The following is a 24,009-nucleotide window of genomic DNA, read 5'->3' on the forward strand; positions in this document are numbered from 1 at the left end:
GCCCGCCACTGCGCGTGCATGCAGCAGGGGGGCGATGTCTGCGTTGAAATCCGACAGAAAGCCGAAATAGGGGCTGCCCGTCAGGTCGGTATCGCGCAGCACGGTGAAATCTTCAGTCTGCATCAGGACCGGGGAATAGGTGGAACATTCGGTATGGATGCCGCCGACAGCAATGCGCATCGTGGTGTCTTTCATGATCATGAATATTTACAGCGTGGGATGCAGGCGGACCTGCCGGGCGAAGCGGTGCCAGTCCTTGGCGGTGGATTGGGTCCAGCCAGCCTCGGCCACGGCACAAAGGCGGGGAAAAATCAGATCGTTGAACCATGCTTTGGTGGTATAATGTTCGCACCAGATGCAGGCCTGCACGCCGCGCATCTGCTGGCGCAGATCGGCGGGGAAATCACCCTCGGCCTCGTAGGTATAGCTTTGTTCCGGGGGGACGGGACCAGCCCAGCCTGCGCCGTTGTCAAGCCAGTCGTCCGATTGCACCATGTCAAGGTAATAGGCCTGGCCCGGTGTCATCACGACGTCATAACCCTGTTTTGCGAGGTCGATGCCGACTTGCGGGTTTTCCCATGCCATCAGCAGCGTATCTTCGGGGGGTACCCCGCCGCCATGGGCGATTTCATTCCAGCCGACCATGACCTTGCCGCGCGCGGATAGCATCGCCTTGACCCGGCGCAGGAACCAGCTTTGCAGCTCAAACGTGCCGGACAGGTTTTCGCGTTTCATCAGCGCGCGCGCCAGTGGCGAGGCGAGCCATGCGTTGGCGGCCACCTCATCCCCGCCAATATGGATATAGCGGGACGGAAAGATTTCAGCGATTTCGTCAAAGACGGTTTCGAGCATGGTAAAGGTTTCGGGCACGGCGGGGTTCAGCGCGTTGTTGAAATACCCCTGCACCGAGTAATAGCTGTCGGGTGTTTCATCGGGGTCGGCCAGATGCGGCAAGGCGGCCAGCACGCAGGCGGCGTGGCCCGGCGTTTCGATTTCGGGCATCACGTCGACGCCAAGGGCTGTGGCATGTGCCACGACATCGCGCATGTCCTGTTGTGTGTAGAACGCGCGCTGCCTGTCCGCGCTATCGCCCAGTTGCGGCAGCATGCCCGGCAGATCGGCACCGCGTGTGGCACCGGTGTCAGTCAGTTGGGGGTAGGCCTTGATTTCGGCGCGCCAGCCTTCGTCGTCGGTCAGGTGCCAGTGGAACAGGTTGAATTTCTGCCAGGCCATCATGTCGATGATGCGGCGCACGTCATCGGCGGGCCAGAAATGGCGCGACACATCCAAATGGCAGCCGCGCCAGTCATAGCGGGGTGCGTCGGCAATCTGTCCCGTGGCGGGGAATTTGAAATCTGGGTCGGTAAAGGCCCCGTGCAGCATCTGCGCCAGCGTGATCAGCCCGTAACGCCGACCGGCCGCAGTGCTGGCGGCAAGGATGATGTCATCGCCGAAATCAAGCCGGTAGCCTTCGGCAGGGATCGCGGCATCGTTGGCAAAGCGCAGGGCGCGGCTGCCCGGCACGTCCGACAGCTGGAACAGGCGGCGCGCGGCGGGAAACAGGCGGCTGTGCAGCGCGTCGACCGACAGCATCAGGCGCAGGTCGTCCTGTGCAGCACCGGGTGCTGCATGCAGGATGACGGGTGCGTCGCCGGGTGCGGCGTCGATCGCATTGGGCCATGGCAGCACGGCAAAAGGCAGCGTCAGCCGCCCCGCAGGCAGGCGCGGCGCGGGCAGGGCAGGGGCGGTGCCGCCATGCGTCAGATCGCCGGTCTGAACGGGGTGGGTGCTGCCGTCGCTGTGGGTGATCCAAGCGGTCTTGGCCGCGTCATTGCGGTGAAAGGGTGACCGGTTCAGCCCGCTGACTGAAAAGGTCCAGGCGTCGCCGGGCGCAAGGGGGGCGGCATCCTTGGGCGAAAATTCGTGATAATTCGCAGCGCGGCGGTGAAAAACCGCGTTGTGCAGGTCATGGCTGGGCATGACCCGTGTGATAGAGGTCAGCGAAAGCCGGAAACCGGTCAGCGCCGTGTCGGACAGGTTGTGCAATGTGATCTGCCATGTGCCCGCAGGGGCCGGGTCAGGCAGCCAGGTGTTTTCCAGAAAATACGTCATGTCAGGGCCTTTATCGTGAAGAATGTGCAGATCAATCTGCTTGTGTCTGGTAATCGGGGGATTGGCTAAAGGTCGCAGCCAGTGCCGGTATGCCTGCGGTCAGTCCGCAATCAACCGGCAGGCAAATGCCCGTGATCGCAGCGGCAACGGGCGAGGCGAGAAAGCCCACAGCCTCGGCCACGTCGCTGGGCTGCACGATGCGGCCAAGGGCGTAATGTGCGGCGGCCTGATCGAACACGGCGGGGTTGGCGGCGGCGCGCGCTTCCCAGGCTTGGGTGCGCACGGTGCCGGGGGCGACGGCATTGGCGCGGATGCCGTGATGGCCATATTCCACCGCAATCAGCCGTGTCAGATGGATCATGCCTGCCTTGGCCGCGGAATAGGCGGGGTGGCCGAACACGCCCATTCCGTTGACCGAGGCGATATTCACGACCGATCCCTGTGCCGCGATCAGCTGGGTTTCGACCGCCTTAAACACGGTGAAACAGGCGTCGAAATTCAGCGCGCGGTCGGCGGCCCATTGGCTGGCGTTTGTAGCATGCAGGCTTTCGGCGAGGGCGGCACCAGCAGCATTGACCAGCGTCTGCAAGCGGCCAAGGTCGCGCAGCCGGTCGGCCATGGCGGCACAGCTGGCCGCATCGGTGACGTCAAGCGCGATGGCATATGTGCGCGCGCCAAATTCATTCGCCGCGCGTTCGGCTGCGGTGATATCGCGGTCAGCGATCACCACGATGTCGTGATCTTGCAAAAGCCGTGCAACGATGGCGCGCCCGATGTCGCCAGCGCCGCCCGTGACCAGGGCCAATGTCTGCATGATGGTCATTCCTTTGGCGGTGGGTGGTGTGATCCCGACAGGTGCGACCGCCACCGCACCAGCGGATGGGGCCTAATCGCCAAGCAATTGGCTGTCATCGCCGTCGCGGTGCTGGACGAGTTCTTCTTTGATGCCGCGCAGGATGCGGGTGGATTTCTTGCGGTCGGCATAAGCGACCAGATTGGCGATGATATCCACCATCGCCAACGACGCATACCGGGTAGAGGTCGCGCGAAAGATATTCTTGCCTTCGGGCAGGTTGATCGAGATCACGACGTCGGCCATCTCTGCCAGCGGTGATCCGGCCTGTGTCAGCGCGATTGTCGGAATCCCGCGTTTGCGCAAAAGCTGAAAACAATGTGTCAGTTCGCGGTCGCGGCCGGTAAAGGATGACCCAAAGACCACCGTGCCGGGGGCGGCGGCGGCGGCCAGCATCAGGTTCATGCCGTGGTCCGACGATGCCGAAATACGCGCGCCAAGCCGGAATAGCCGGTTTTGCATTTCATGCGCGATCATCGAAGAATTGCCGCCTGACCCGAAGGCATAGATCATGTCCGCCTTGGCCAGCAGGTCGACAGCCGCTTCGATTTTCGGCAGATCCAGCGTGCGATGCATTTCAAACAGCGCGCTTTGCGCCTTGGTCACGATATCTTCGGCGACTTCGGCACTTGTGGATGTGACGGTTTCGGGGTTCAGATAGCGCAGGCCGACATAGGCGCTTTTGGCCAGTTGCACCTTGAAGTCTGAAAACGACGCACAGCCCAGGCGGCGACAGAACCGCGTCACCGTAGGTGGCGACACGCCCGCCCCGGCCGCGATATCAGTGATGGATGCGTTGGTGGCGTAATGCACATCGGCCAGAACAAAGCTGGCCAGCTTTTTTTCCATCGCCGACAGGCGCCCGTCCTCGTCCGCGAGACTGAGGATAAGATTGTCGGTCGCGCTGTTCAGCGGTATCGGATCGGACGAATCTGTCATCATGGCCCTTTCGGTCCGCGGAGTTTGCGCGGATGATCTGTTTTGATGTTACTGGTCAAATCTATGGCAAGCTAGCCCAGAAAGAAATTTATTTTCAATTACTGGCCGATATGCACAAATTTTTCTGGATTTTCGTCGGAATTACGGTTTTATGCTTAAATAAATTTCATAAGGTGCCTGAAAAATGACCGAACGCGACCCTTATCGTAATCCGTTTTCCGCAAGCGACAACGACCGCGCGGCGATCTGGGATATGTTGGTGCAGCGCGATATCGATGCCTTTGTCGCCGCGGACTGGGATGCGGTCGCGGGCGATTTCATCGCTGACAACTTTACCGGGTTCAGCGGGCATTTCCAGCGCGAACCCGATGGCTATACTCTGGCCTATCCGACGTTGTCGGCCTATCGCGATGACTGGATCAGGCAAGCGCAGGATTTCGGGGCGCAAAAGGCGGCGGGTGCCTATGCCGGCGATCCGCGTGCAGGGATCTTTGCCGCGACACGGCTGGAAGAGATCGAGATCACCGGCGATGCCGCGTTGGTCCGCAAGCGGTTCGACGGGCATCTGCCGCGCAGCGACGGGTCGCGTGAAAAGATGAACTGGCAGACGCTCTATTGGTGCCGCAGGTTGGATGGCCGCTGGAAGATCGCGGGCTTTCTGGGGTATCTGCCGCATGTCATGGACGATTGAGAATGTCCGGTGATGCCAAACGGATATTCGTCGCTGCGCTGGCGACGGAAACCAACACATTTTCGCCCATCGTGATTGACCGGCAGGCGTTTGAAGATTCCTTTTATGCAGCACCCGGCCAGCACCCCGACACTGCGACGCTGTGTACCGCGCCGATCCCCGTGGGGCGGCGTGTCTGTGCCGGACTCGGCTGGACCCTGATCGAAGGCACGGCGGCCTGGGCCGATCCGGCGGGGCTGGTTTCAGGCGCTGCGCATGTGGCGCTGCGTGATGAAATACTCGACCAGCTACGCACGGCGATGCCGGTCGATGCGGTGGTGCTGGGGCTGCATGGCGCGATGGTGGCGCAGGGCTGCGTCGATCCCGAAGGTGATCTGCTGGCGCGTGTGCGCGAGATCGTGGGGCCGGATATTCTGGTCTGCGCCGAGCTTGACCCCCACAGTCATCTGACCGCGCAGCGTGTGGCAGCGGCCGATTTCTTTGTCGCGTTCAAGGAATTTCCGCATACCGATTTTGTCGCGCGTGCGCATGATCTTTGGGCGATTGTCGTCGATACGCTGCAAGGGCGCGTCAGGCCGGTAATGTCGACCTATGATTGCCGGATGATTGATGTCTTTCCCACATCACGCGAACCGATGCGCGGGTTTGTGGATCGTATGCTGGCGATCGAATCCGATGACCCAAAGGTGCTGTCGCTGTCGGCGATTCATGGGTTCATGGCCGGTGATGTGCCGGAAATGGGCACGCAGATGATTGCCGTGACCGATGGCGATGCGGCGTATGGCACCGCGCTTGCGACCCGGCTGGGGCAGGAATTGTTCGCGCTGCGCGGCAAATTCATGATGCCCGTGCTGAACGAGAAAGACGCGGTCGCCACAGCGATGCAGGCCAAGGCCGGTCCCGTGGTGATCGCGGACATGTGGGACAATCCGGGCGGTGGTACGGCAGGCGATGCGACGGTTCTGCTCGCCGAATTGATGGCGCGCGGTGCGACCGGCGTGGCCGTAGGCACGATCTGGGACCCGATTGCCGTCAGCCTGTGCCGTGCGGCGGGGACGGGTGCGGTTATGCCGCTGCGCTTTGGTGCGAAATCCGCGCCGTTCACGGGTGATCCGGTTGACGCATTGGTGCAGGTGCTGACGCTGTCGGAAGATGCGGCCATGACTTTTGGCGAAAGTGTCGTGCCGTTTGGTCCGGCGGCGCGTGTGGCCTTGCTGGACAGCGCAGGCGCGCCCATTGGGATCGAGGTGATCCTGAACACGGTCCGCGCCCAAAGCTATGATCCGTCGCTGTTTCATGTGATGGGGATTGACCCCTGCGAACAGCGCATCCTAGTGATCAAATCCACCAATCATTTCAACGCGGCCTTTGCCCCGATTGCAGCCGAGATCCTTTATTGTTCAGCAGGCATGCCCTATCCGAACAATCCCGCGGTCACGCCTTACCGGTTTGTGCGCCCTGACATCTGGCCACGCGTGGCCGATCCATTTGCAAAGGTGGTCTGACATGGCATTTCCCTGGCCCGATATCGGCACGCCGCTGGCCGATGTGCTGACGCCGTTGCCGGTGATCGATGAGGACCGGCTGGCCGCGAATATCGCGCGCACGCAGGCCTATATGGATGCGCATCGGCTGTCGTTCCGCCCGCATATCAAAACCCACAAGATCCCCGCCATCGCGCGCCAGCAGATCGCTGCCGGTGCCATCGGGCTGAATTGCCAGAAAGTGACCGAGGCCGAGGTTTTCGCCGATGCCGGGTGCGATGATATCCTGATCAGCTATAATATCATGGGCAAGGATCGTCTTGCACGGCTGATGGCGCTGAATGACCATGTCGCCAAATTGCACGTTGTCGCTGACAGCGCGGTGACCGTGCAGGGCTTGTCGGATGCTGTGGGCGGTGGCAAGCCGCTGCTGGTGCTGGTCGAATGCGACACCGGTGCCGGGCGCTGCGGTGTGCAGACGCCGCAGGCCGCCGCTGAACTGGCGCAGCAGATCCATGCCGCGCCGGGGTTGGTGTTTGACGGGCTTATGACCTATCCTGCGCCGGGTGGCGCACGAGCGGTCGAGGCGTTTCTACGCGAAACGATGGCTCTGCTGGACGGGCACGGTATCGCCTGCCCCACGCGGTCCAATGGCGGGTCACCCGATCTGTTCAGTGCGCATCTGGTGCCCACAGCGACGGAACACCGGGCGGGCACCTATGTCTATAACGACAGATCCATGGTCCGTGCGGGGGCCTGCGGGCCGGATGATCTGGCGATGCATGTACTGGCCACGGTGGTGTCGCGGCCGACACCGCAACGCGTCGTGCTTGATGCAGGGTCCAAGGCGCTGACATCCGATTTACTGGGCTTTGCCGACTATGGCGAGATTGTATCGCTGCCCGGCGCAAGGATCGTGTCCTTGTCCGAAGAACATGCCGTCGTCGATCTGTCCGGCTGCACCGCTGCATTGCCGCCGGTGGGCGCGCAGGTCCGGATCGTGCCGAACCATACCTGTGTCGTGTCGAACCTGTTTGACCGGATGGTGTTTCATCGCGACGGTGTCGTGACACGGGTGGAAAAGGTCGCGGCACGCGGCACGGTCTGGTAAAGCCCGCGCATGACCCACCCTGATGCATATCACGCGACCCGTATCTTTGATGGCAGCGACTGGCATGATACTGCCGCCTTGCTGGTGGCGGGGGGCCGTGTCGTAGATATCGTGCCTCAAGCCAAGGCGCCCGCGGGCGTGGTGATCGACGGTATAATCGCGCCGGGGCTGATTGACCTGCAGGTCAATGGCGGGGGTGGCGTGTTGTTCAACAATGATCCGACGGCTGCGGGCATCGCTGCGATCTGTGCGGCGCATGCACGGTTCGGCACGACAGGCGTGATGGTCACGCTGATCACCGACCGGGCAGAGGTGACGCAACAGGCGATCGACGCGGCCATCGCGGCGGATGGCAGCCAAGCAGGCTTTGTCGGGTTGCATCTGGAAGGGCCGCATCTGGCGCTGTCGCGCAAGGGCACGCATGATCCCGCACTGATCCGGGCGATGTCGGATGACGATCTGGCCCTGCTGACGGCGGCGGCAGAACGGCTGGACCGGCTGATCTGCACCATCGCGCCGGAATCCGTCAGCACAGCGCAGGTCACGGCACTGGTGCGGGCGGGAGTCTGTGTCAGCCTTGGGCATACAGATTGCAGCGATGCGACGGCGCGCGGCTATGCCGATTCGGGCGCACGCATGGCTACGCATCTGTTCAACGCGATGGGGCCGCTGGGCCACCGCAGCCCTCATTTGACCGGTGCTGCGCTGGATGACGGGCGGTTCTGGGCCGGGGTGATTGCGGATGGATTTCACGTTGACGGGACAGCTCTGCGCATCGCTCTGCGCGCCAAGGCCGGACCGGCGGGCATGTTTCTGGTGTCCGATGCGATGTCGACGGTGGGAAGCGATGCCAAGGGTCTGGTGCTGAACGGACGACAGATCCTGCGCGCCGACGGGCGGCTGACCTTGGTGGACGGAACGCTGGCCGGTGCAGATATCGCGCTGATCGATGCCGTGCGCTATCTGCATCTGACGCTGGGCGTGCCGCTGGACCGCGCGCTGTATCTGGCATCGGGCGCGCCTGCAGCAGCGCTCGGGTTGGCGGATCGCGGGCATCTGCGCCCTGGCGCGCGGGCGGATTTTCTGGCGCTGACACCGGAGGTGACGCCGACTGACACATGGATCGCCGGCGCGCGCGTGGCGGCAGGGCCGGCATGATTCTGTGTTTTGACATCGGCGGCACCGCCATCAAACCCGCCGAGGCGCATGGTGCCGATGATATCGTCATGGGTGCGCGGATTCCCACACCGGCGCATGATTTCGATGCTTTCATCGCGGTGCTGCAACAGGCCGTGGCGGGGGCCAGCCTGCCGCCTGCGGGTCTTGCGTTTTCCATCGCGGGTGTGGTGGACGGGGAAACCGGGCTGGCCACCGTCGCGAATATTCCCTGCCTGAATGGCAGGCCGTTGCAACGCGATCTGGAGCAGGCCCTGGGCCTGCCCGTTGTGCTGGCCAATGATGCCGATTGTTTCACCCTTGCCGAGGCGATGATCGGCGCCGGGCGCGACCATGCTGTCGTCTTTGGGCTGATCCTTGGCACCGGTGTCGGTGGTGGCGTGGTGGTACGCGGTGAGCTGATCAATCACGCAGGCTTTGCCGGTGAAATCGGGCATGCCCCAGTGGCCCAACGGTTATTCGATGAGTTCGACATCGCGCTGCCCGCCTTTGCCTGCGGTTGCGGATTGCATGGCTGTCTGGATGCGGTCTGTTCGGCGCGCGGCATAGAACGGCTGCACAGCTTTCTGCATGACGGTACCGTGGCGGACAGCCGCGCCATTGTCGCTGCATGGGCGCAGGGCGATGCCGCCGCCAGCCGGACTGTAGATATCTGGCTGGCGGTGCTGTCAGGGCCTTTGGCGCTGGTGCAGAATGTGCTGGGCGCGGGCGTTATCGTGGTGGGCGGCGGGCTGTCGACGGCACCTGCGCTGATCGGTGCACTTGACGCGGCGGTGCGCGCGAAATGCCTGCAACGATTCGCCCGGCCTTTGGTGATCCCGGCGCAATGCGCAGGCGAACCGGGGCTGATCGGCGCCGCCCTGCTGGGGTTGCACAAGGCAGGGCAAAGGACGCAATAAACTGGCGGTTTGTGAAAAGGAATTACACTAATTACCGCTAAGCATAAATTTTTAATGAAATTTCTTGACTGAACGCTGAATATAGGCCCAGATAACGAAAATTAATTTCTTTCTGGAGAAGCCGCATGAAGGTTGCGATCATCGGCCTAGGACATCGTCTGGGCTATCTTGGCTATGTTTTCAGCCAGATGGACCCGACCTTTGAAATTGTGGGATATTTCGATCCGGCTCCCGCCGGGTTACCCACACTGACCGAGCATGGCATCAGCGCAGGCACGGTGCATGCATCGCCTGAGGCGTTGATCAATGCGGGCGGATACGACCTGCTGATGATCGGATCGCCCAATCACCTGCATCTGGATCACATCCGCCTTGGTCTGGAAGCGGGCAATACGATCTTTTCGGAAAAACCCATCGTGGCCACGATAGAGCAGACCTATGATCTGGCGCGGTTGCTGGCGCGGCACGGGTCTGACCGGCTGTTGGTGGGATTGGTGTTGCGCTATGCGCCGCTGTACCGTGACTTGATCGCGGCGCGCGATGACGGTCTGCTGGGCCAGATCGTGTCGGTCGAGGCGGCGGAACATATCTATCCCTATCACGGGGCATTTTTCATGCGCGACTGGCGGCGTTATGAAAAATGGGCGGGCAGTTTCATGCTGGAAAAATGCTGCCACGATCTGGATCTGTATAACGGCCTGATCGGCGCGCGCCCCGAACGTGTAGCCAGCTTCGGCGGGCGCAAGTCCTTTGTGCCTGAAAATGATCCGCGCCGCGATGGCGCGAATGATCTGGAACTGTTCCATCGCAAACCATCGGGCTGGAACGGGTCGGATCGTGTGTTCGACAGCGACGGGGATATCATCGATTATCAGGTCGCGATCATTGAATATGCCAATGGCGTGGGCATGAATTTCCACACCAATTTGAACGCCCCTGACCAGTTCCGCCGCTTTGCCGTTTTCGGCACCAAGGGGCAGGCCGAGGGGGATTTCATCCGTGCCGGTTTCAAGGTCACAGACGTGATGACTGAAACCACCAAGATCGACAAAACCTATCAGGCGACGGCCCTGTCGGAACATTACGGTGCCGATGAAACCATGGCCGCCGAGGTGATCGCCCATGTCATGCACAACGGCCCGCTGCCGGTATCGCCGCTTGACGCGCTGGAGGCGGGCATCCTTGCGCTGAGCATGGATGACGCGCGCCGCAGCAGGCAGGTCGTGGATCTGCGTCCCATCTGGGACCGCTATGACGAAGCGCTGGTGCGCAAGGGTGCGGTGGCATGACCCAGTCCCGTGCTGCATGGTATTTTGCATGGTTGCTGCTGACGCCCGCGATCCTTTACGTGCTGGTCATCGTCGCATGGCCGCTGGTTGAAACCTTCCGTTTGTCGTTCACCAACGCATCCTTGCGCCGCACCACGGATTATGTCGGCTGGACGAATTACGAACGCATCTTTGATGCGCGGTTTCTAGAAATCATTATCCGCACCTTTACCTGGACGTTCTTTTCGGTGCTGCTGAAGATGATCATCGGCACCTTTGGTGCGGTGCTGCTGAATTGTGCGGTGCCCGGGCGCAACCTGTTCCGCATTTTAACAATGCCGCCATGGGTCGTGCCAATGGCAATCGGCATTTTCATGTGGGGCTGGATGTATAATGGGCAGTTCGGCATGATTTCGGGCCTGTTGCAACGGTTCGGACTGGTGGACGGGCCTGTCGCCTTTCTGGCCTATGGGCGGTCGGCCTATTGGGCGACAATCGTGACCGATGTCTGGATCGGCGTGCCGATGGTGACGATCTATTTTCTGGCCGCCATTCAGGCGATCCCGCGCGATCTGTACGAGGCCGCGTGGACCGATGGCGCCAGCCGCTGGTACAGGTTCCGGCGCATCACATTGCCGCTGATGATGCCTGCTGTGATCACCATGTCGATGCTGTCGTTGATCGCGACCTTCAACAGTTTCGACATCATCTGGATTCTGACGCAGGGCGGCCCGTCGGGCAGTACCACGACGATGATCATCGACACCTATTCCACGGCCATCGGGTCGCGCCGCTATGGCGAAGGGGCGGCACGCGCCGTCGTGATCTGTATCTTTCTGTCGCTGTTCTGCCTTGCTTATTTCCGTATCACGCGCCGGCTGTCGAAAATGGACAGGGTATAGGAGCCGCTGATGAGAATACCTTTCCCAAGACTGCCCTTTATGCGCCGCCGTGAAAGCACCCGTGCGATGATCGACCGCTATAGCTGGGTCGAACTGATCATGATCTATCTGGGCATCTTCGTGTTCCTATTTTTCATGCTGTCACCCTTTATCGAAGGGTTTTTGGTCAGTCTCAAACCTTTGGCGCAGCTTTTTTCAACACCTTACCGGTTCTGGCCGGAAAACGGGTCCTTCGAGGCCTATCGCACGATGTGGATCCGTATCCCCTATTTCGCGCTTTATATCTTTAATTCGCTGCTGATCGCGACGGTGGCCACGATGATCGTTCTGGTGCTGGTGGTGCCTGCCGCCTATGCCTTTGCGCGGTTTCGGTTCAAGGGCATGGCGCTGGTGCTGGGGGCGTTTCTGGCGGTGTCGATGTTTTCGGGCGCGGTTCTGCTGATCCCGCTGTTCCGTCTGATGCGGACGCTGGGGTTGTTGAACACCTATTGGGCGATGATCATCCCCGGCGCGGCGTTCCTGATCCCGTCGGCGATCTGGCTGTTGCGCACTTATATGATGCGCATCCCGCCCGAATTGCATGAAGCTGCCTATATGGATGGCGCATCGCAGTTCTATACCTTCCGCCGTGTGATCCTGCCGATCGCGCGTCCGGGGATCATCGTCGTGGCGATCATGACGTTTATCGGGGCCTATGCGCAGCAATTCATCTTTGCACTGACCTTTAATTCCAAGACCGAATACATGCCGCTGCCGGTCGGCCTGTTCGCGTTCTTTGGAAAGCAAGAGGTCATCTGGAACGAATTGATGGCTGCCAGTTTCGTGGGGATCGCGCCTGCGCTGGTCATCATATTCTTTCTGCAACGTTATCTCGTCGGCGGGCTGACTGCCGGCGCGGTCAAACAATAACCACCACCAACAAGGAGACGTGACGTGACAACTTTTGCGAAAACAGGCCTGATCGGGATGATGCTGGCCGGAACGACCGCGCTGCCTGCGATGGCGCAGGATATCAGCTGGATCTATTGCGGGGACCGGATCGACCCGGTCCATGAAAACTATATCGCCGAATGGGAGGCGATGAACGAAGGCTGGACCGTCACACCCGAGGTCGTGGGTTGGGCGCAATGTCAGGACAAGGCCACCACCCTTGCCGCGGCGGGCAGCCCGGTGGGCATGGCCTATGTGGGGTCACGCACGCTCAAGGAATTTGCGATCAATGAATTGATCGTACCGGTGCCGATGTCCGAGGATGAAATGGCACTATATTACCCCCATATCGTCGACACGGTGACGTTCGAGGGCACACAATGGGGCGTGCCGATCGCCTTTTCGACCAAGGCGATGTACTGGAACAAGGACATTTTCGAAGCTGCAGGTCTGGACCCCGAAAGCCCGCCCACCACATGGGAAGAAACCATCGACGCGGCGCGCCAGATCACTGAAAACACCGACTTTTCTGGTTATGGGCTGTCTGCCAAGACATTCGACAACACGATGCACCAGTTTCTGCATTGGGTTTACACCAACAACGGGCAGATCATCGATTCCGACGACAACATCGTGATGGACAGCCCCGAAGTGTTGCAGGCCCTGGAAGCTTACCGCGACATCACACCCTATTCTGTGCCGGGCGCGACCGCCTATGAACAAAACGAAATGCGCGCGATCTTTCTGGATGGTCAGGTTGGCATGTTGCAAGCCTCCATCGGCACCGCGTTTCGTGCGATGGAAACCGATATGAACTGGGGCGTGACCAACCTGCCGACCGGCCCTGCAGCCGAAGGCCCTGGCACCTTGCTGATCACCGATTCATTGGTGGTGTTTTCCGAAACCGGGGTTGAGGACAAGGCGATTGAATTTGCCAAATTCATCACCTCGCCCGACGTGCAGCTGGAATATGAAATGTCGCCCGATGCCGGCCTGACCCCATTGCGGCCATCCGCGGCGGTTGACGACCTGGTCGCGGAAGCCCCGCATTGGGCGCCCTATATCGACGGCATCGAATTTGGCGGACCAGAGCCGCTGTTCACTGACTATACCGGTTTCCAGAATGTGATGATCGAAATGGTGCAGGCCGTCGTGACCGGCGACGCTGAACCTGCCGATGCGCTGACGCGCGCGGCGGGCCAGCTTGAAGATTACAAGTAACCACTCCGGTGCCCGGCTGTTGTGCCGGGCACCGCCCCTTTTTTCTTTCGGGTCCGAAAGACCATACCACACCAGCAGGAGCAGCGAATTGGGCCAACTTTCCCTCAACCAGATCACCAAGATCTTTGGCACGTTCGAGGTCGTCAGGAATGTATCGCTTGACGTGCATGACGGCGAATTCATGGTCTTTGTCGGCCCGTCGGGCTGCGGTAAATCCACCTTGTTACGGATGATCGCAGGACTCGAAGACACATCAGGCGGCGATATCGTCATCGATGGCAAACGTGTCAACGATCTGGCCCCGGTCAAGCGTGGCATCGCGATGGTGTTCCAGTCCTATGCGCTGTACCCGCATATGAGCGTTTATGAAAACATTGCGTTCCCCCTGCGCGTCGAAGGTGCACCAGAGGCCGAAATCAGGCGCAAGGTCGACGAAGCCGCGCGTATCCTGCATCTGGAAACACGAATGGATCAGCGGCCCGGCAACCTGTCCGGCGGGCAGCGCCAGCGCGTTGCTATCGGACGCGCAATCGTGCGCGAACCCGAGATTTTTCTGTTCGACGAACCGCTGTCAAACCTGGACGCCGCGTTGCGCACCGACATGCGGATCGAACTGACACGCCTGCACAAACAATTAGGTGCGACGATGATCTATGTCACGCATGATCAGGTCGAGGCGATGACAATGGCTGACCGTATCGTGGTGCTGAACGGCGGGGTGATCGCACAAGTCGGCGCACCGCTGGAACTGTACCACAAGCCACAGAACCTGTTTGTCGCGGGGTTCATCGGAAATCCCCGGATGAATTTCCTGCCAGTGATCTGCGATGCTGTCACCGATGCCGGTGTCACCGTGACCTATGACGGCAAATCCCTGACCATTCCGGTCAGCGTGCCTTCCGATCAGGGACCGGCGCTGAAAGGCACTCAGATGACGCTTGGCATCCGGCCCGAACACGTCGTGCTGGGCGCGGGCGAAGCGCAACTGACGGTCGCACCTTCGGTGGTGGAATATCTGGGCCAGCACACCATCGGCTATGCGCCGCTCGCGGGGGATGCGGGCAATTTCTGTTTCGTATTGTCCGGCACACAAGCCGCGGTCGAGGCACCGACGGTCGATCTGTCCTTTTCCACTGCTGACTGCCATTTGTTCGATGCCAATGGTCAGGCCTTCGAACGCCACGTCGACATGGCCGCCATGCGGATGCAGAAACCGGTCGGCATGTTGCAGACCGCGAACTGAGCGGCGGGCATTGTTGTTGCAATCAAGTCGGAATGTCGTTCAAAGGCCGGGACGGGAGTAAACGAGGAATTCCTCCTCGCCGTCACCGTCCAGAAGCTCAAACGCCTCGCAAAGCTAGGGGCAGGGTGAAGCGCTGCACGCATCGTCCATCGACATCCCCATGTCCCTGATGTGCCGGGCACCAATACAGCCATAATGGCTGTATGCCACCAAATCTCAGGCGCCAGCCTTTCGACCAGCGCCCGGTCGTCCGCGTCAGATCACTCCAGCGCCTGATCCGTGATCAGATGCGTCCAGGCACCCTCTGGCTCGGCCGAGATCACCGGGTCGGACCCGCCGCCCAGCAACGTCGCCACGGTGCGTTCGTAGTCTTCCGGGTCAAGCGCGCCGTTGGACCCAGCTGTCAGCTTTGCGATTTCCTGCATCATGCGGACCTGTGCAGCCTCTGATTGAGCCCCGGTTTCGTCATATTCGACGATGATCGCACCGGCTTCTTCTGGATTTTCCTCGGCCCATTTCCAGCCGCGCATCGAGGCGCGCACGAAACGCACCATCTTGTCGACGAATTCCGGGTCCTCAAGGTTTTCTTCCAGCACGTAAATCCCGTCTTCCAGCGTGGCGACGCCCTGATCTTCATACATGAAGGTGATCAGTTCCTCAGGATCGACGCCCGCATCCAATACCTGCCCATATTCATTATAGGTCATGGTCGAGATACAATCCGCCTGCCGCTGCAGCAACGGATCGACGTTGAAACCCTGGCGCAGGACGGTCACGCCATCCTCGCCGCCCTCGGTCGGGATGCCGGCCTGTGCCATCCAGCTCAGGAATGGATATTCATTGCCAAAGAACCACACACCGATGGTGCGGCCGCGGAAATCCTCGACGGTTTCGATCCCGCTATCCTTCCAGCAGGTCAGCATCAGGCCCGATGTCTTGAACGGCTGCGCGATGTTCACCACGGGTAGACCGCGTTCGCGCGCGGCCAGCGCCGATGGCATCCAGTTCAGCATCGCGTCCGCACCACCGCCCGCCAGTACCTGTGGCGGCGCGATATCAGGACCGCCGGGCAGGATCGTGACGTTCAGCCCCTCTTCCTCGTAATAGCCTTGGTCAAGCGCCACATAATACCCCGCGAACTGCGATTGCGTGACCCATTGCAGTTGCAGCGTCACGTCATTGTCTTGGGCAAGGGCTGTGCCACCAAGACCGGCAGCGCAGGCCGCTGCCAACATCATCTTCTTCATTTTGACCTCCTAGTCAGTGTGATGCCCTCTTGCCGGGGCTTGTTATTTACGTTGCGACGGGTGCCAGAATGTCACCCGCCCCTCGATCCATGCGACAACACCGTAGATCGTGCTGCCCGCAATCGCTGCGACCACAATTTCGGCCCAGACCATATCAAGCGCAAGCCGCCCGACCGATGTCGATATCCGAAAGCCCATCCCAACCGTGGGAGAGCCAAAAAATTCAGCAACAATCGCCCCGATCAACGCCAAAGTCGTCGCAATCTTTAAGCCGTTAAAGATGAATGGCATCGCGGCAGGCAGGCGCAGCTTGAAAAGGGTCTGCCAATAACCCGCGCCATAGGTCCGCATCAGATCGCGCTGCATCGCGGATGTATCGCGCAGACCTGCGACGATATTCACAAGGATCGGGAAAAACACCATGACGGCGACGACCGCCGCCTTGGATTGCCAGTCACTGCCCAGCCATTTGACGAAAATCGGCGCGATCCCGACGATGGGCAGCGCCGCCATGAACCCGCCAACCGGCAGGATGCCGCGCGTCAGGAAATCCGACCTGTCCGCCAGGATCGCCACGCCAAAGGCGCAGACAGAACCGATGATGTACCCGGTCATCGCGCCCTTGATGATCGTCTGCTCGAAATCCGCCCAAAGGATAGGAAGAGAACTGCCGAACCTGTCCGCAATCGCCGTGGGCGCAGGCAGGATGATCGGGCTGATTCCCAACATTCGCACCAGCATTTCCCACATAATCAGCAGCGTCAGCCCGAATATCGCCGGCACCAGCAACCGCACCACCGGGCTTTGCGCCGCGCGGCTGGCCGCAAGGCGTGCATTGACGAACCAACCCAATCCCCAAACCGCCAACACGCTGATGATCGCCATATTCATGCCTGCACCATCCCCATCCGGCGCAGGGTCAGCCGTTCCAGCGCAGTGAATATGCCCACCAGCGCCGCCGCCGTGATCGCCGCCGCAAACAAGGCGGCCCATGTCACCAGCGGGTTGCCATATTGATCGCCCACCAGCATCCGCGCGCCAAAACCCGCCCGCGCCCCTGTCGGCAATTCCGCGACAATGGCACCCACCAAGGCCGCCGATATCCCGATCTTGAACGACGCAAACAGATAAGGCACCGACGCTGGCAGACGTAATTTCCAGAACGCCTGCGTAGAACTGGCGTAGTAGGTACGTAGCAGATCCATCTGCATCGCATTGGGGCTGCGCAGCCCTTTCACCATGCCGACGACGACCGGAAAGAACGACAGATACGCGCTGATCACCGCCTTGGGCAGCAGTCCCTGAATACCTATAGACCCCATCATTACGATGATCATTGGTGCCAGCGCCAGAATAGGAATGGTCTGGCTGGCAATCGCCCAGGGCATCACGCTCATATCCATGGCGCGGTTATGCACGATCCCCACGGCCAGCAGAATGCCCAGCGTGGTGCCAATGGCAAAGCCCAGCAAAGTCGCCGACAAAGTCACCCAGCCATGATAGACCAGCGATTGGCGCGAGGTGACATTGCGCAGCGCGATCGTGTCCCACATTTCGCCCGCGACTTGATGCGGTGACGGCAGGCGCGGGCGGTCAAGCGTATAGGTCAACCCGATCAGCCCCGGATTGGAAATACTCAACCCCAACCCGGAATAACCCTGCCGCTCGGCTGGCGTGGCAGGTGTCACGGCCAAGCCGTCACGCTGCGCCTGATCGGCGGTCAGATGCATATTCATCGGCACCACGGCCAGCACCCAGATCAGCAGGATCGCTCCAACGATGGTCAGGATCGGCACCAGCGATTTCACAGCGCCGCTCCTTCGCTTTGTGGAAAATACTCCCGCCGGAGGCAGCGCCTAGTCATCCACATGCCCCGCACGCAGACCTTCCCGCACCCGGTGCGCAATTTCGATAAAGGCCGCGCTTTCGCGGATATCGAGCGGGCGATCCCGTGGCAGCGGACTGTCGATCACATCGGTGATCCGGCCGGGGCGGGGCGACATGACGACGATCTTGGTGGACAGATAGACCGCCTCGGGGATCGAATGGGTGACGAAACCGATGGTCTTTTCCGTCCGCGCCCATAGCTGCAGCAATTGTTCATTCAGATGGTCGCGCACGATTTCATCCAGCGCACCAAAGGGTTCATCCATCAGCAGAATATCGGCGTCAAAGGCCAGCGCGCGCGCAATACTGGCGCGCTGCTGCATCCCGCCGGACAATTGCCAAGGAAATTTCTTCTCAAACCCTGCAAGATCGACCAGCGCCAGCACGCGCGCCACGCGTTTGGCCTGGTCAGCCCTGGAAAACCCCATGATCTCCAACGGTAGCTTCACATTGCCGCCAATCGTGCGCCACGGGTACAGGCCCGCCGCCTGAAACACATAGCCATAAGCACGCGCGCGCCGGGCTTCGTCCGGTGTCATGCCGTTGACCGAAAGCGTGCCACCCGTGGGCGTTTCCAATCCCGCGATACAGCGCAGGAACGTCGTCTTGCCGCAGCCCGATGGGCCGATGAAGCTGACAAACTCGCCCTTGCCGATATCAAGGTCCACGTCTCTCAGCGCATGGACCGGGCCGTCGTTTGTCTGGAAAGTCAGGTTCAGCCCCTTGGCGCTGATCACGGGTTCAGCGGACATCAAACCCCCGTCGCGGGAATACCCGTCCGTTGCACGGGGCGGGGGGCGGTCAGATCTTTCCATTTCGCGAGCGCGGTATTGGTCGGCGTATTCGCCGCGCGTTTGACGAATTGCCCGTGCCCTTCCTGCGTGCGGATGTCACCGTCATGCACGGCGACATGGCCGCGCGTCAGGGTGAAACGCGGCAGGCCGGTGACTTCCTTGCCTTCAAACACATTGTAATCAATCGCGGATTGCTGGGCTGATGCCGTGATGGTCTTGGATTTCTCCGGGTCCCAGACCACCAGATCGGCATCCGCACCGACCAGCACAGCGCCCTTGCGCGGATAGCAATTCAGGATCTTCGCGATATTGGTCGAGGTCAGGGCGACAAATTCATTCATCGTCAGCCGCCCAGTACGCACACCGTGGGTCCAGAGCATCGGCATCCGGTCCTCCAGCCCGCCCGTGCCATTCGGGATCTTGGTGAAATCGCCGACGCCATAGCGTTTCTGATCCGTGGTAAAGGCGCAATGATCCGTCGCCACAACCGACAGACTGCCCGATTGTAGACCGGCCCACAGCCCGTCCTGATGCATCTTGTTGCGGAACGGCGGCGACATCACGCGCCGCGCGGCATGGTCCCAGTCCTGATTGAAATATTCGCTTTCATCCAGCGTCAGATGCTGGATCAGCGGTTCCCCCCAGACGCGTTTGCCCTGCATCTTGGCGCGCCGGATCGCCTCATGCGCCTCTTCACAGGACACATGCACGATATATAGCGGCACACCGGTCATATCGGCGATCATGATCGCGCGGTTCGCCGCCTCCCCCTCGACCTGCGGGGGGCGGGAATAGGCATGCGCCTCTGGCCCGGTATTGCCCTCGGCCAGCAATTTGGCAGAGAGTTCCGCCACCACATCCCCATTTTCGGCGTGGACCATCGCGATGGCACCAAGCGAGGCAAGCCGCGAAAATGACGCATACATTTCGTCGTCATTGACCATCAAGGCGCCCTTATAGGCCATGAAATGCTTGAACGTGTTGATGCCCCGGTCACGGACGACGCTTTCCATCTCGTCAAAGACTTGTTCGCCCCACCATGTCACCGCCATGTGGAAGGAATAATCGCAATTGGCGCGGCCTGATTTATTATCCCACATCTGCAAGGCATCATGCAGGCCCTGGCCGGGGGCGGGCAGTGCAAAATCGACGACCATGGTCGTGCCGCCGGCCAACGCCGCACGGGTGCCCGATTCAAAATCATCGGCCGAATAGGTGCCCATGAACGGCATTTCCAGATGCGTATGCGGGTCGATCCCGCCCGGCATGACATAGCAGCCCGTCGCATCGAGCTGTTCATGGCCTTTCAGGTCCGGCCCGATCTCGATGATGCGGCAATCCGAGATCAGGACATCCGCCTTATACGTCAGGTCCGCCGTGACGATGGTGCCGTTCTTGATCACTGTGGTCATTTTTCTCTCCCTGTCTTCACCCGTCCCGGTCAAGAGCCGGGACCTTGGGCCAGCTCAGACAGGAATATGGGCGGTGATGTCCTGCCAATGCGGATTGGCGGTATGGAACAGCTGGTTTTTCCAAGCGCGCCGCCACCGCTTGATCGCGCGTTCGCGGCGCAGGCTGGTGTCGAAATCGTCGTGGGTTTTGAACCAGACCAGCGTCTTGATCTTGTATTTCGCGGTATGCGCGGATCGTCCGTCGCGGTGCTGCTGGACGCGGGCATGCAGGTCGCGGGTGCGACCGATATAGATCGCACCGCCCGCGCGAGACGCCATGAGGTAGACGAAATGGGTCATGACCCGACTTTAGCCGCATCTGGTGAATAAGTGGTAAATACTCATCGCACCCCTGACTTGATCCGGGGCCTCTCGCCAAGCGTTGAGCGAGGCCCCGGATCAAGTCAGGGGTGGATAGGTCTGCTACCGCCTTCACCCGACAATCTCCGCCGTTTCGACCACCGCATGAAACAGTACATCCGCCCCGGCGGCGGCCCATTCCGGCGTGATCTCTTCCGCCTCATTATGGCTCAGACCATCAACGCAGGGACACATGATCATCGCCGTGGGATAAACGTCGTTGATCCAGCAGGCATCATGGCCCGCCCCGGAAATGATATCCATATGGCTATACCCCAGCCGCTCTGCCGCGTTGCGCACGGCAGCCACACATTTTTCATCAAAGGCGGGCGGATCGAACTGACCGACAATCTCGGCCTCGAATGTCACGCCGATATCTTCGCAAAGTTTTGGCGCACGGTCCATCAGTTCCGCGACCATCGCGTTCAGCTTGTCCAGCAGATGCGTCCGCATGTCGACGGTGAACACGACCTTGCCGGGTATGATATTTCGGCTGTTGGGATAGACGTCGATATGGCCAATGGCACCCACCGCATTGGGCTGGTTCTTCATCGCGATTTCATGGACCAGTTCGGTGACCAGCGCCAGACCGCGCCCGGCATTCTTGCGCATATGCATGGGCGTCGATCCGGTGTGGCTTTCCTTGCCCGTCACCGTGCATTGCACCCAACGCAGCCCCTGACCGTGCGTGACGACGCCGACCTGTTTGCCTTCGGCCTCCAGTATCGGGCCTTGTTCGATGTGCAATTCAAAGAAGGCATGCATCTTGCGATCGCCGACCGGCTCAGAGCCTTTCCAGCCGATCCTTTCCAGCTCGTCACCGAATTTCTTGCCCTTGGCATCGACGCGATCATAGGCCCAGGCCAGTGCATGCTTGCCCGCAAACACGCCCGAGGCCAGCATTGCCGGAGCAAATCGCGTGCCTTCTTCATTGGTCCAGTTGGTGACGACAATCGGATGCTTTGTCTTGATGTCCAGATCGTTCAGCGTGCGGATAATTTCCAGCCCGCCCAAAACGCCCAGAACCCCGTCATATTTTCCGCCGGTCGGTTGGGTATCCAGATGCGAGCCGACATAGACGGGCAAGGCATCGGGGTCCGTGCCTTCGCGGCGTGCGAACATGTTGCCGATCTCATCCACGCCCATGGTGCAGCCCGCGGCGTCACACCATGTCTGGAACAAGTGCCGCCCTTCGCTGTCTTCATCTGTCAGGGTCTGGCGGTTGTTGCCACCTGCCACGCCGGGGCCAATTTTTGCCATCTCCATCAGGCTGTCCCACAGACGTTCGCCGTTGATCTTGAGGTTCTCACCGGGGGATGGCATCGGGCTCTCCACTTTTTTCTTGGTTTGACCAGATGGTCAAAACAACGCTAACAGAGGAACAGCATCAGTCAAGTTTTCTGCGTTAAGCATTGGCAGGTGATTATTATGCCAGCAAGCCTGGCCTTTCATCGGCGGTTTCGCCTGAAAAATGAGCGTTGTGTGATCATGACCAAACCGCCAACACGCATACAAAAACGCAATCAGGCGGCGATCCTGTCGGCGGGTCTGGATGTCTTTTCCCAGTTCGGGTTTCGCGGCAGCACGCTTGACCAGATCGCCGATGCAGCGGGGCTGTCAAAACCCAACCTGCTGTATTATTTCCCGTCGAAAGAGGCGATCCATACTGCCCTGCTGGAACGGTTGCTGGACAACTGGCTCGACCCGCTGCAAGCACTGAACGCGGATGGTGACCCGGTGCAGGAAATACTGGGCTACGCCAAACGCAAGCTGGCACTAAGCAAGGATTATCCGCGCGAAAGCCGGTTGTTTGCCAATGAAATCCTGCAAGGCGCGCCCCGGATCGAAACCATTCTGCATGACGATCTGAAAGCGCTGGTCGATGACAAGGCCGCCATCATCCAAGGCTGGGCGGACAATGGCAAAATCGCCCCGGTGGATCCGTATCACCTGATCTTTTCGATCTGGGCGCTGACCCAGCATTACGCCGATTTCGATGTGCAGGTGCGCGCCGTGCTGGGGGACCGGGCACCCTACGACGGTGCGGCAGTTTTTCTGGACATGCTCTATCGGAAATTACTGGCGCCTTAAGGCTTCTTGCCTGCTACTCCGCCGCGACGGCACCCGGATTGTTGGGATGCGTCGTCCAGTTGGCGTATTCTTTTTGGACGACCTTGCCAGTGCGCGGATCAACCTGCCCCGGTTCCATCGCTTCCATCGTGATGCAATTTTCCACCGGGCAGACATCAACGCATAGGTTGCAGGCCACGCATTCCTCGTCAATCACGGTGAAAGTCCGGTCGGCGGACATCGCAATCGCCTGATGGCTGGTGTCTTCGCACGCGGCATAGCAACGCCCGCATTTGATGCAATCATCCTGGCTGATCCTAGCCTTGGCGACGTAGTTCAGGTTCAGATATTGCCAGTCAGTGACATTTGGCACTGCACGCCCGACGACCTGTTCGACCGAGGTATAGCCTTTGTCATCCATCCATTCGGACAGGCCACTGATCATTTCCTGCACGATCTTGAAACCATAGGTCATTGCGGCGGTGCAAACCTGCACATTGCCACAGCCGAGGCTGATGTATTCCGCCGCATCGCGCCACGTGGTTATACCGCCGATGCCGCTGATTGGCAGGCCGCGTGTATCGGCATGGCGCGCGATTTCAGACACCATCGACAGGGCAATCGGTTTCACCGCCGGGCCGCAGTAACCGCCATGCGATCCCTTGCCGTCGATGGATGGTTCCGGCGACATGGTGTCGAGGTTCACCGAAGTGATCGAATTGATCGTGTTGATCAGGCTGACCGCATCGGCACCGCCCCGCTTTGCCGCAGCGGCGGGCTGCCGGATATCGGTGATGTTGGGTGTCAGTTTCACGATCACCGGCTTGTCGTAATATTGCTTGCACCAGCGCGTGACCATTTCGATATATTCGGGCACCTGCCCGACGGCGGCACCCATGCCACGTTCGGACATGCCATGCGGGCAGCCAAAATTCAGCTCAATCCCGTCGGCACCAGTTTCCTGTACGCGGGGCAGGATGTCTTTCCAGGCCTGTTCTTCGCATGGCACCATGATCGAGACGATGATCGCGCGATCAGGGTAGTCAGTTTTGACCCGTTTGATTTCATCGAGATTGGTTTGCAAAGGCCGGTCGGTGATCAATTCGATGTTGTTCAGACCCAGCAACCGCCGGTCAGCCCCATAGATCGCGCCGTAACGCGGGCCGTTGACGTTGACGACCGGCGGCCCTTCGGACCCCAGCGTTTTCCATACAACCCCGCCCCAGCCCGCCTCGAACGCGCGGCGGACGTTGTATTCCTTGTCAGTCGGCGGGGCGGAGGCCAGCCAGAACGGGTTAGGGGATGTGATGCCCAGAAAATTCGTCGTCAGATTAGCCATGGCTCTATCCTTTGTTTCCCGCCGCAGTCCCG

At 60.3% G+C, this 24,009-nt stretch carries 23 protein-coding genes; 11 read left to right on the forward strand and 12 right to left on the reverse strand.

Features of this window, described 5'->3' with window-relative positions; genetic code table 11:
* The 4 genes from ACK4TM_RS10820 to ACK4TM_RS10835 form a co-directional block, all read right to left on the reverse strand.
* On the reverse strand, nt 1–201 hold a 201-nt coding region (locus tag ACK4TM_RS10820; protein WP_409701035.1), incomplete at its 3' end, for a M81 family metallopeptidase.
* 6 nt (nt 202–207) lie between these two features.
* Nucleotides 208–2,112 carry a beta-N-acetylhexosaminidase gene (locus ACK4TM_RS10825; protein WP_409701038.1) on the reverse strand — a complete coding sequence of 635 codons (1,905 nt, stop codon included), beginning with the start codon at nt 2,110–2,112 and terminating at the stop codon, nt 208–210.
* Between the two features lie 31 nt (nt 2,113–2,143).
* Entirely contained in the window at nt 2,144–2,926 is a 783-nt protein-coding gene (locus ACK4TM_RS10830; RefSeq protein WP_409701041.1) for an SDR family oxidoreductase, read from the reverse strand.
* 72 nt (nt 2,927–2,998) lie between these two features.
* The gene (locus ACK4TM_RS10835; protein ID WP_409701044.1) at nt 2,999–3,904 is read right to left on the reverse strand and encodes a MurR/RpiR family transcriptional regulator; all 906 of its coding nucleotides are present in this window, start codon (nt 3,902–3,904) and stop codon (nt 2,999–3,001) included.
* A gap of 184 nt (nt 3,905–4,088) precedes the next feature.
* Between ACK4TM_RS10835 and ACK4TM_RS10840 the strand changes: the two genes are divergently transcribed.
* The 10 genes from ACK4TM_RS10840 (at nt 4,089) to ACK4TM_RS10885 (ending at nt 14,829) form a co-directional block, all read left to right on the forward strand.
* Entirely contained in the window at nt 4,089–4,595 is a 507-nt protein-coding gene (locus tag ACK4TM_RS10840; RefSeq protein ID WP_409701047.1) for a nuclear transport factor 2 family protein, read from the forward strand.
* A 2-nt stretch (nt 4,596–4,597) separates the two neighbouring features.
* A complete protein-coding gene (locus tag ACK4TM_RS10845) occupies nt 4,598–6,100 on the forward strand; it encodes a M81 family metallopeptidase (RefSeq protein ID WP_409701050.1) in 1,503 nt (500 codons plus the stop codon).
* A gap of 1 nt (nt 6,101) precedes the next feature.
* Nucleotides 6,102–7,190 carry a D-TA family PLP-dependent enzyme gene (locus ACK4TM_RS10850; RefSeq protein ID WP_409701053.1) on the forward strand — a complete coding sequence of 363 codons (1,089 nt, stop codon included), beginning with the start codon at nt 6,102–6,104 and terminating at the stop codon, nt 7,188–7,190.
* Between the two features lie 9 nt (nt 7,191–7,199).
* On the forward strand, nt 7,200–8,348 hold the full coding sequence (gene nagA / locus ACK4TM_RS10855) for an N-acetylglucosamine-6-phosphate deacetylase (RefSeq protein WP_409701056.1): 1,149 nt from the start codon (nt 7,200–7,202) through the stop codon (nt 8,346–8,348).
* On the forward strand, nt 8,345–9,265 hold the full coding sequence (locus tag ACK4TM_RS10860; protein ID WP_409701059.1) for an ROK family protein: 921 nt from the start codon (nt 8,345–8,347) through the stop codon (nt 9,263–9,265). The genes nagA and ACK4TM_RS10860 overlap by 4 nt, the downstream gene beginning before the upstream one ends.
* A gap of 125 nt (nt 9,266–9,390) precedes the next feature.
* Entirely contained in the window at nt 9,391–10,554 is a 1,164-nt protein-coding gene (locus tag ACK4TM_RS10865) for a Gfo/Idh/MocA family protein (RefSeq protein ID WP_409701062.1), read from the forward strand.
* Nucleotides 10,551–11,435, forward strand: coding sequence for a carbohydrate ABC transporter permease (locus tag ACK4TM_RS10870; RefSeq protein ID WP_409701065.1), 885 nt, complete (start codon nt 10,551–10,553; stop codon nt 11,433–11,435). Before ACK4TM_RS10865 ends, ACK4TM_RS10870 begins: the two co-directional genes overlap by 4 nt.
* A gap of 39 nt (nt 11,436–11,474) precedes the next feature.
* Nucleotides 11,475–12,344, forward strand: coding sequence for a carbohydrate ABC transporter permease (locus ACK4TM_RS10875; RefSeq protein WP_409701068.1), 870 nt, complete (start codon nt 11,475–11,477; stop codon nt 12,342–12,344).
* A gap of 24 nt (nt 12,345–12,368) precedes the next feature.
* Nucleotides 12,369–13,586 (forward strand): ABC transporter substrate-binding protein, encoded by a 1,218-nt coding sequence (locus ACK4TM_RS10880; RefSeq protein ID WP_409701071.1) that lies wholly within the window; start codon nt 12,369–12,371, stop codon nt 13,584–13,586.
* A gap of 88 nt (nt 13,587–13,674) precedes the next feature.
* Nucleotides 13,675–14,829, forward strand: a complete 1,155-nt coding sequence (locus ACK4TM_RS10885; RefSeq protein ID WP_409701074.1) for an ABC transporter ATP-binding protein — start codon at nt 13,675–13,677, stop codon at nt 14,827–14,829.
* Between the two features lie 260 nt (nt 14,830–15,089).
* Here ACK4TM_RS10885 and ACK4TM_RS10890 read toward each other — a convergent pair whose 3' ends face one another.
* The 7 genes from ACK4TM_RS10890 to ACK4TM_RS10920 form a co-directional block, all read right to left on the reverse strand.
* Nucleotides 15,090–16,076: an ABC transporter substrate-binding protein gene (locus ACK4TM_RS10890; RefSeq protein ID WP_409701077.1), complete on the reverse strand. Its 987-nt coding sequence runs from the start codon at nt 16,074–16,076 to the stop codon at nt 15,090–15,092.
* A gap of 42 nt (nt 16,077–16,118) precedes the next feature.
* Nucleotides 16,119–16,961: an ABC transporter permease gene (locus ACK4TM_RS10895; RefSeq protein ID WP_409701101.1), complete on the reverse strand. Its 843-nt coding sequence runs from the start codon at nt 16,959–16,961 to the stop codon at nt 16,119–16,121.
* A gap of 2 nt (nt 16,962–16,963) precedes the next feature.
* Nucleotides 16,964–17,884, reverse strand: a complete 921-nt coding sequence (locus tag ACK4TM_RS10900; protein WP_409701080.1) for an ABC transporter permease — start codon at nt 17,882–17,884, stop codon at nt 16,964–16,966.
* Between the two features lie 48 nt (nt 17,885–17,932).
* Nucleotides 17,933–18,715, reverse strand: a complete 783-nt coding sequence (locus tag ACK4TM_RS10905) for an ABC transporter ATP-binding protein (RefSeq protein WP_409701083.1) — start codon at nt 18,713–18,715, stop codon at nt 17,933–17,935.
* A complete protein-coding gene (gene hydA, locus ACK4TM_RS10910) occupies nt 18,715–20,169 on the reverse strand; it encodes a dihydropyrimidinase (protein ID WP_409701086.1) in 1,455 nt (484 codons plus the stop codon). Before hydA ends, ACK4TM_RS10905 begins: the two co-directional genes overlap by 1 nt.
* Nucleotides 20,170–20,223: 54 nt before the next feature.
* A complete protein-coding gene (locus ACK4TM_RS10915) occupies nt 20,224–20,508 on the reverse strand; it encodes a GIY-YIG nuclease family protein (protein ID WP_409701089.1) in 285 nt (94 codons plus the stop codon).
* A 132-nt stretch (nt 20,509–20,640) separates the two neighbouring features.
* Entirely contained in the window at nt 20,641–21,891 is a 1,251-nt protein-coding gene (locus tag ACK4TM_RS10920; protein ID WP_409701092.1) for a Zn-dependent hydrolase, read from the reverse strand.
* Between the two features lie 165 nt (nt 21,892–22,056).
* Here ACK4TM_RS10920 and ACK4TM_RS10925 point away from each other — a divergent pair, with 165 nt between their 5' ends.
* Nucleotides 22,057–22,659, forward strand: coding sequence for a TetR family transcriptional regulator C-terminal domain-containing protein (locus ACK4TM_RS10925; RefSeq protein WP_409701095.1), 603 nt, complete (start codon nt 22,057–22,059; stop codon nt 22,657–22,659).
* Between the two features lie 13 nt (nt 22,660–22,672).
* Here the strand turns inward: ACK4TM_RS10925 and preA are convergent, their stop codons facing one another.
* Nucleotides 22,673–23,977 carry an NAD-dependent dihydropyrimidine dehydrogenase subunit PreA gene (gene preA, locus ACK4TM_RS10930; protein WP_409701098.1) on the reverse strand — a complete coding sequence of 435 codons (1,305 nt, stop codon included), beginning with the start codon at nt 23,975–23,977 and terminating at the stop codon, nt 22,673–22,675.
* Between the last annotated feature and the right edge of the window lie 32 nt (nt 23,978–24,009).

This window comes from Yoonia sp., from assembly GCF_046292185.1.
Lineage (GTDB): Bacteria > Pseudomonadota > Alphaproteobacteria > Rhodobacterales > Rhodobacteraceae > Yoonia.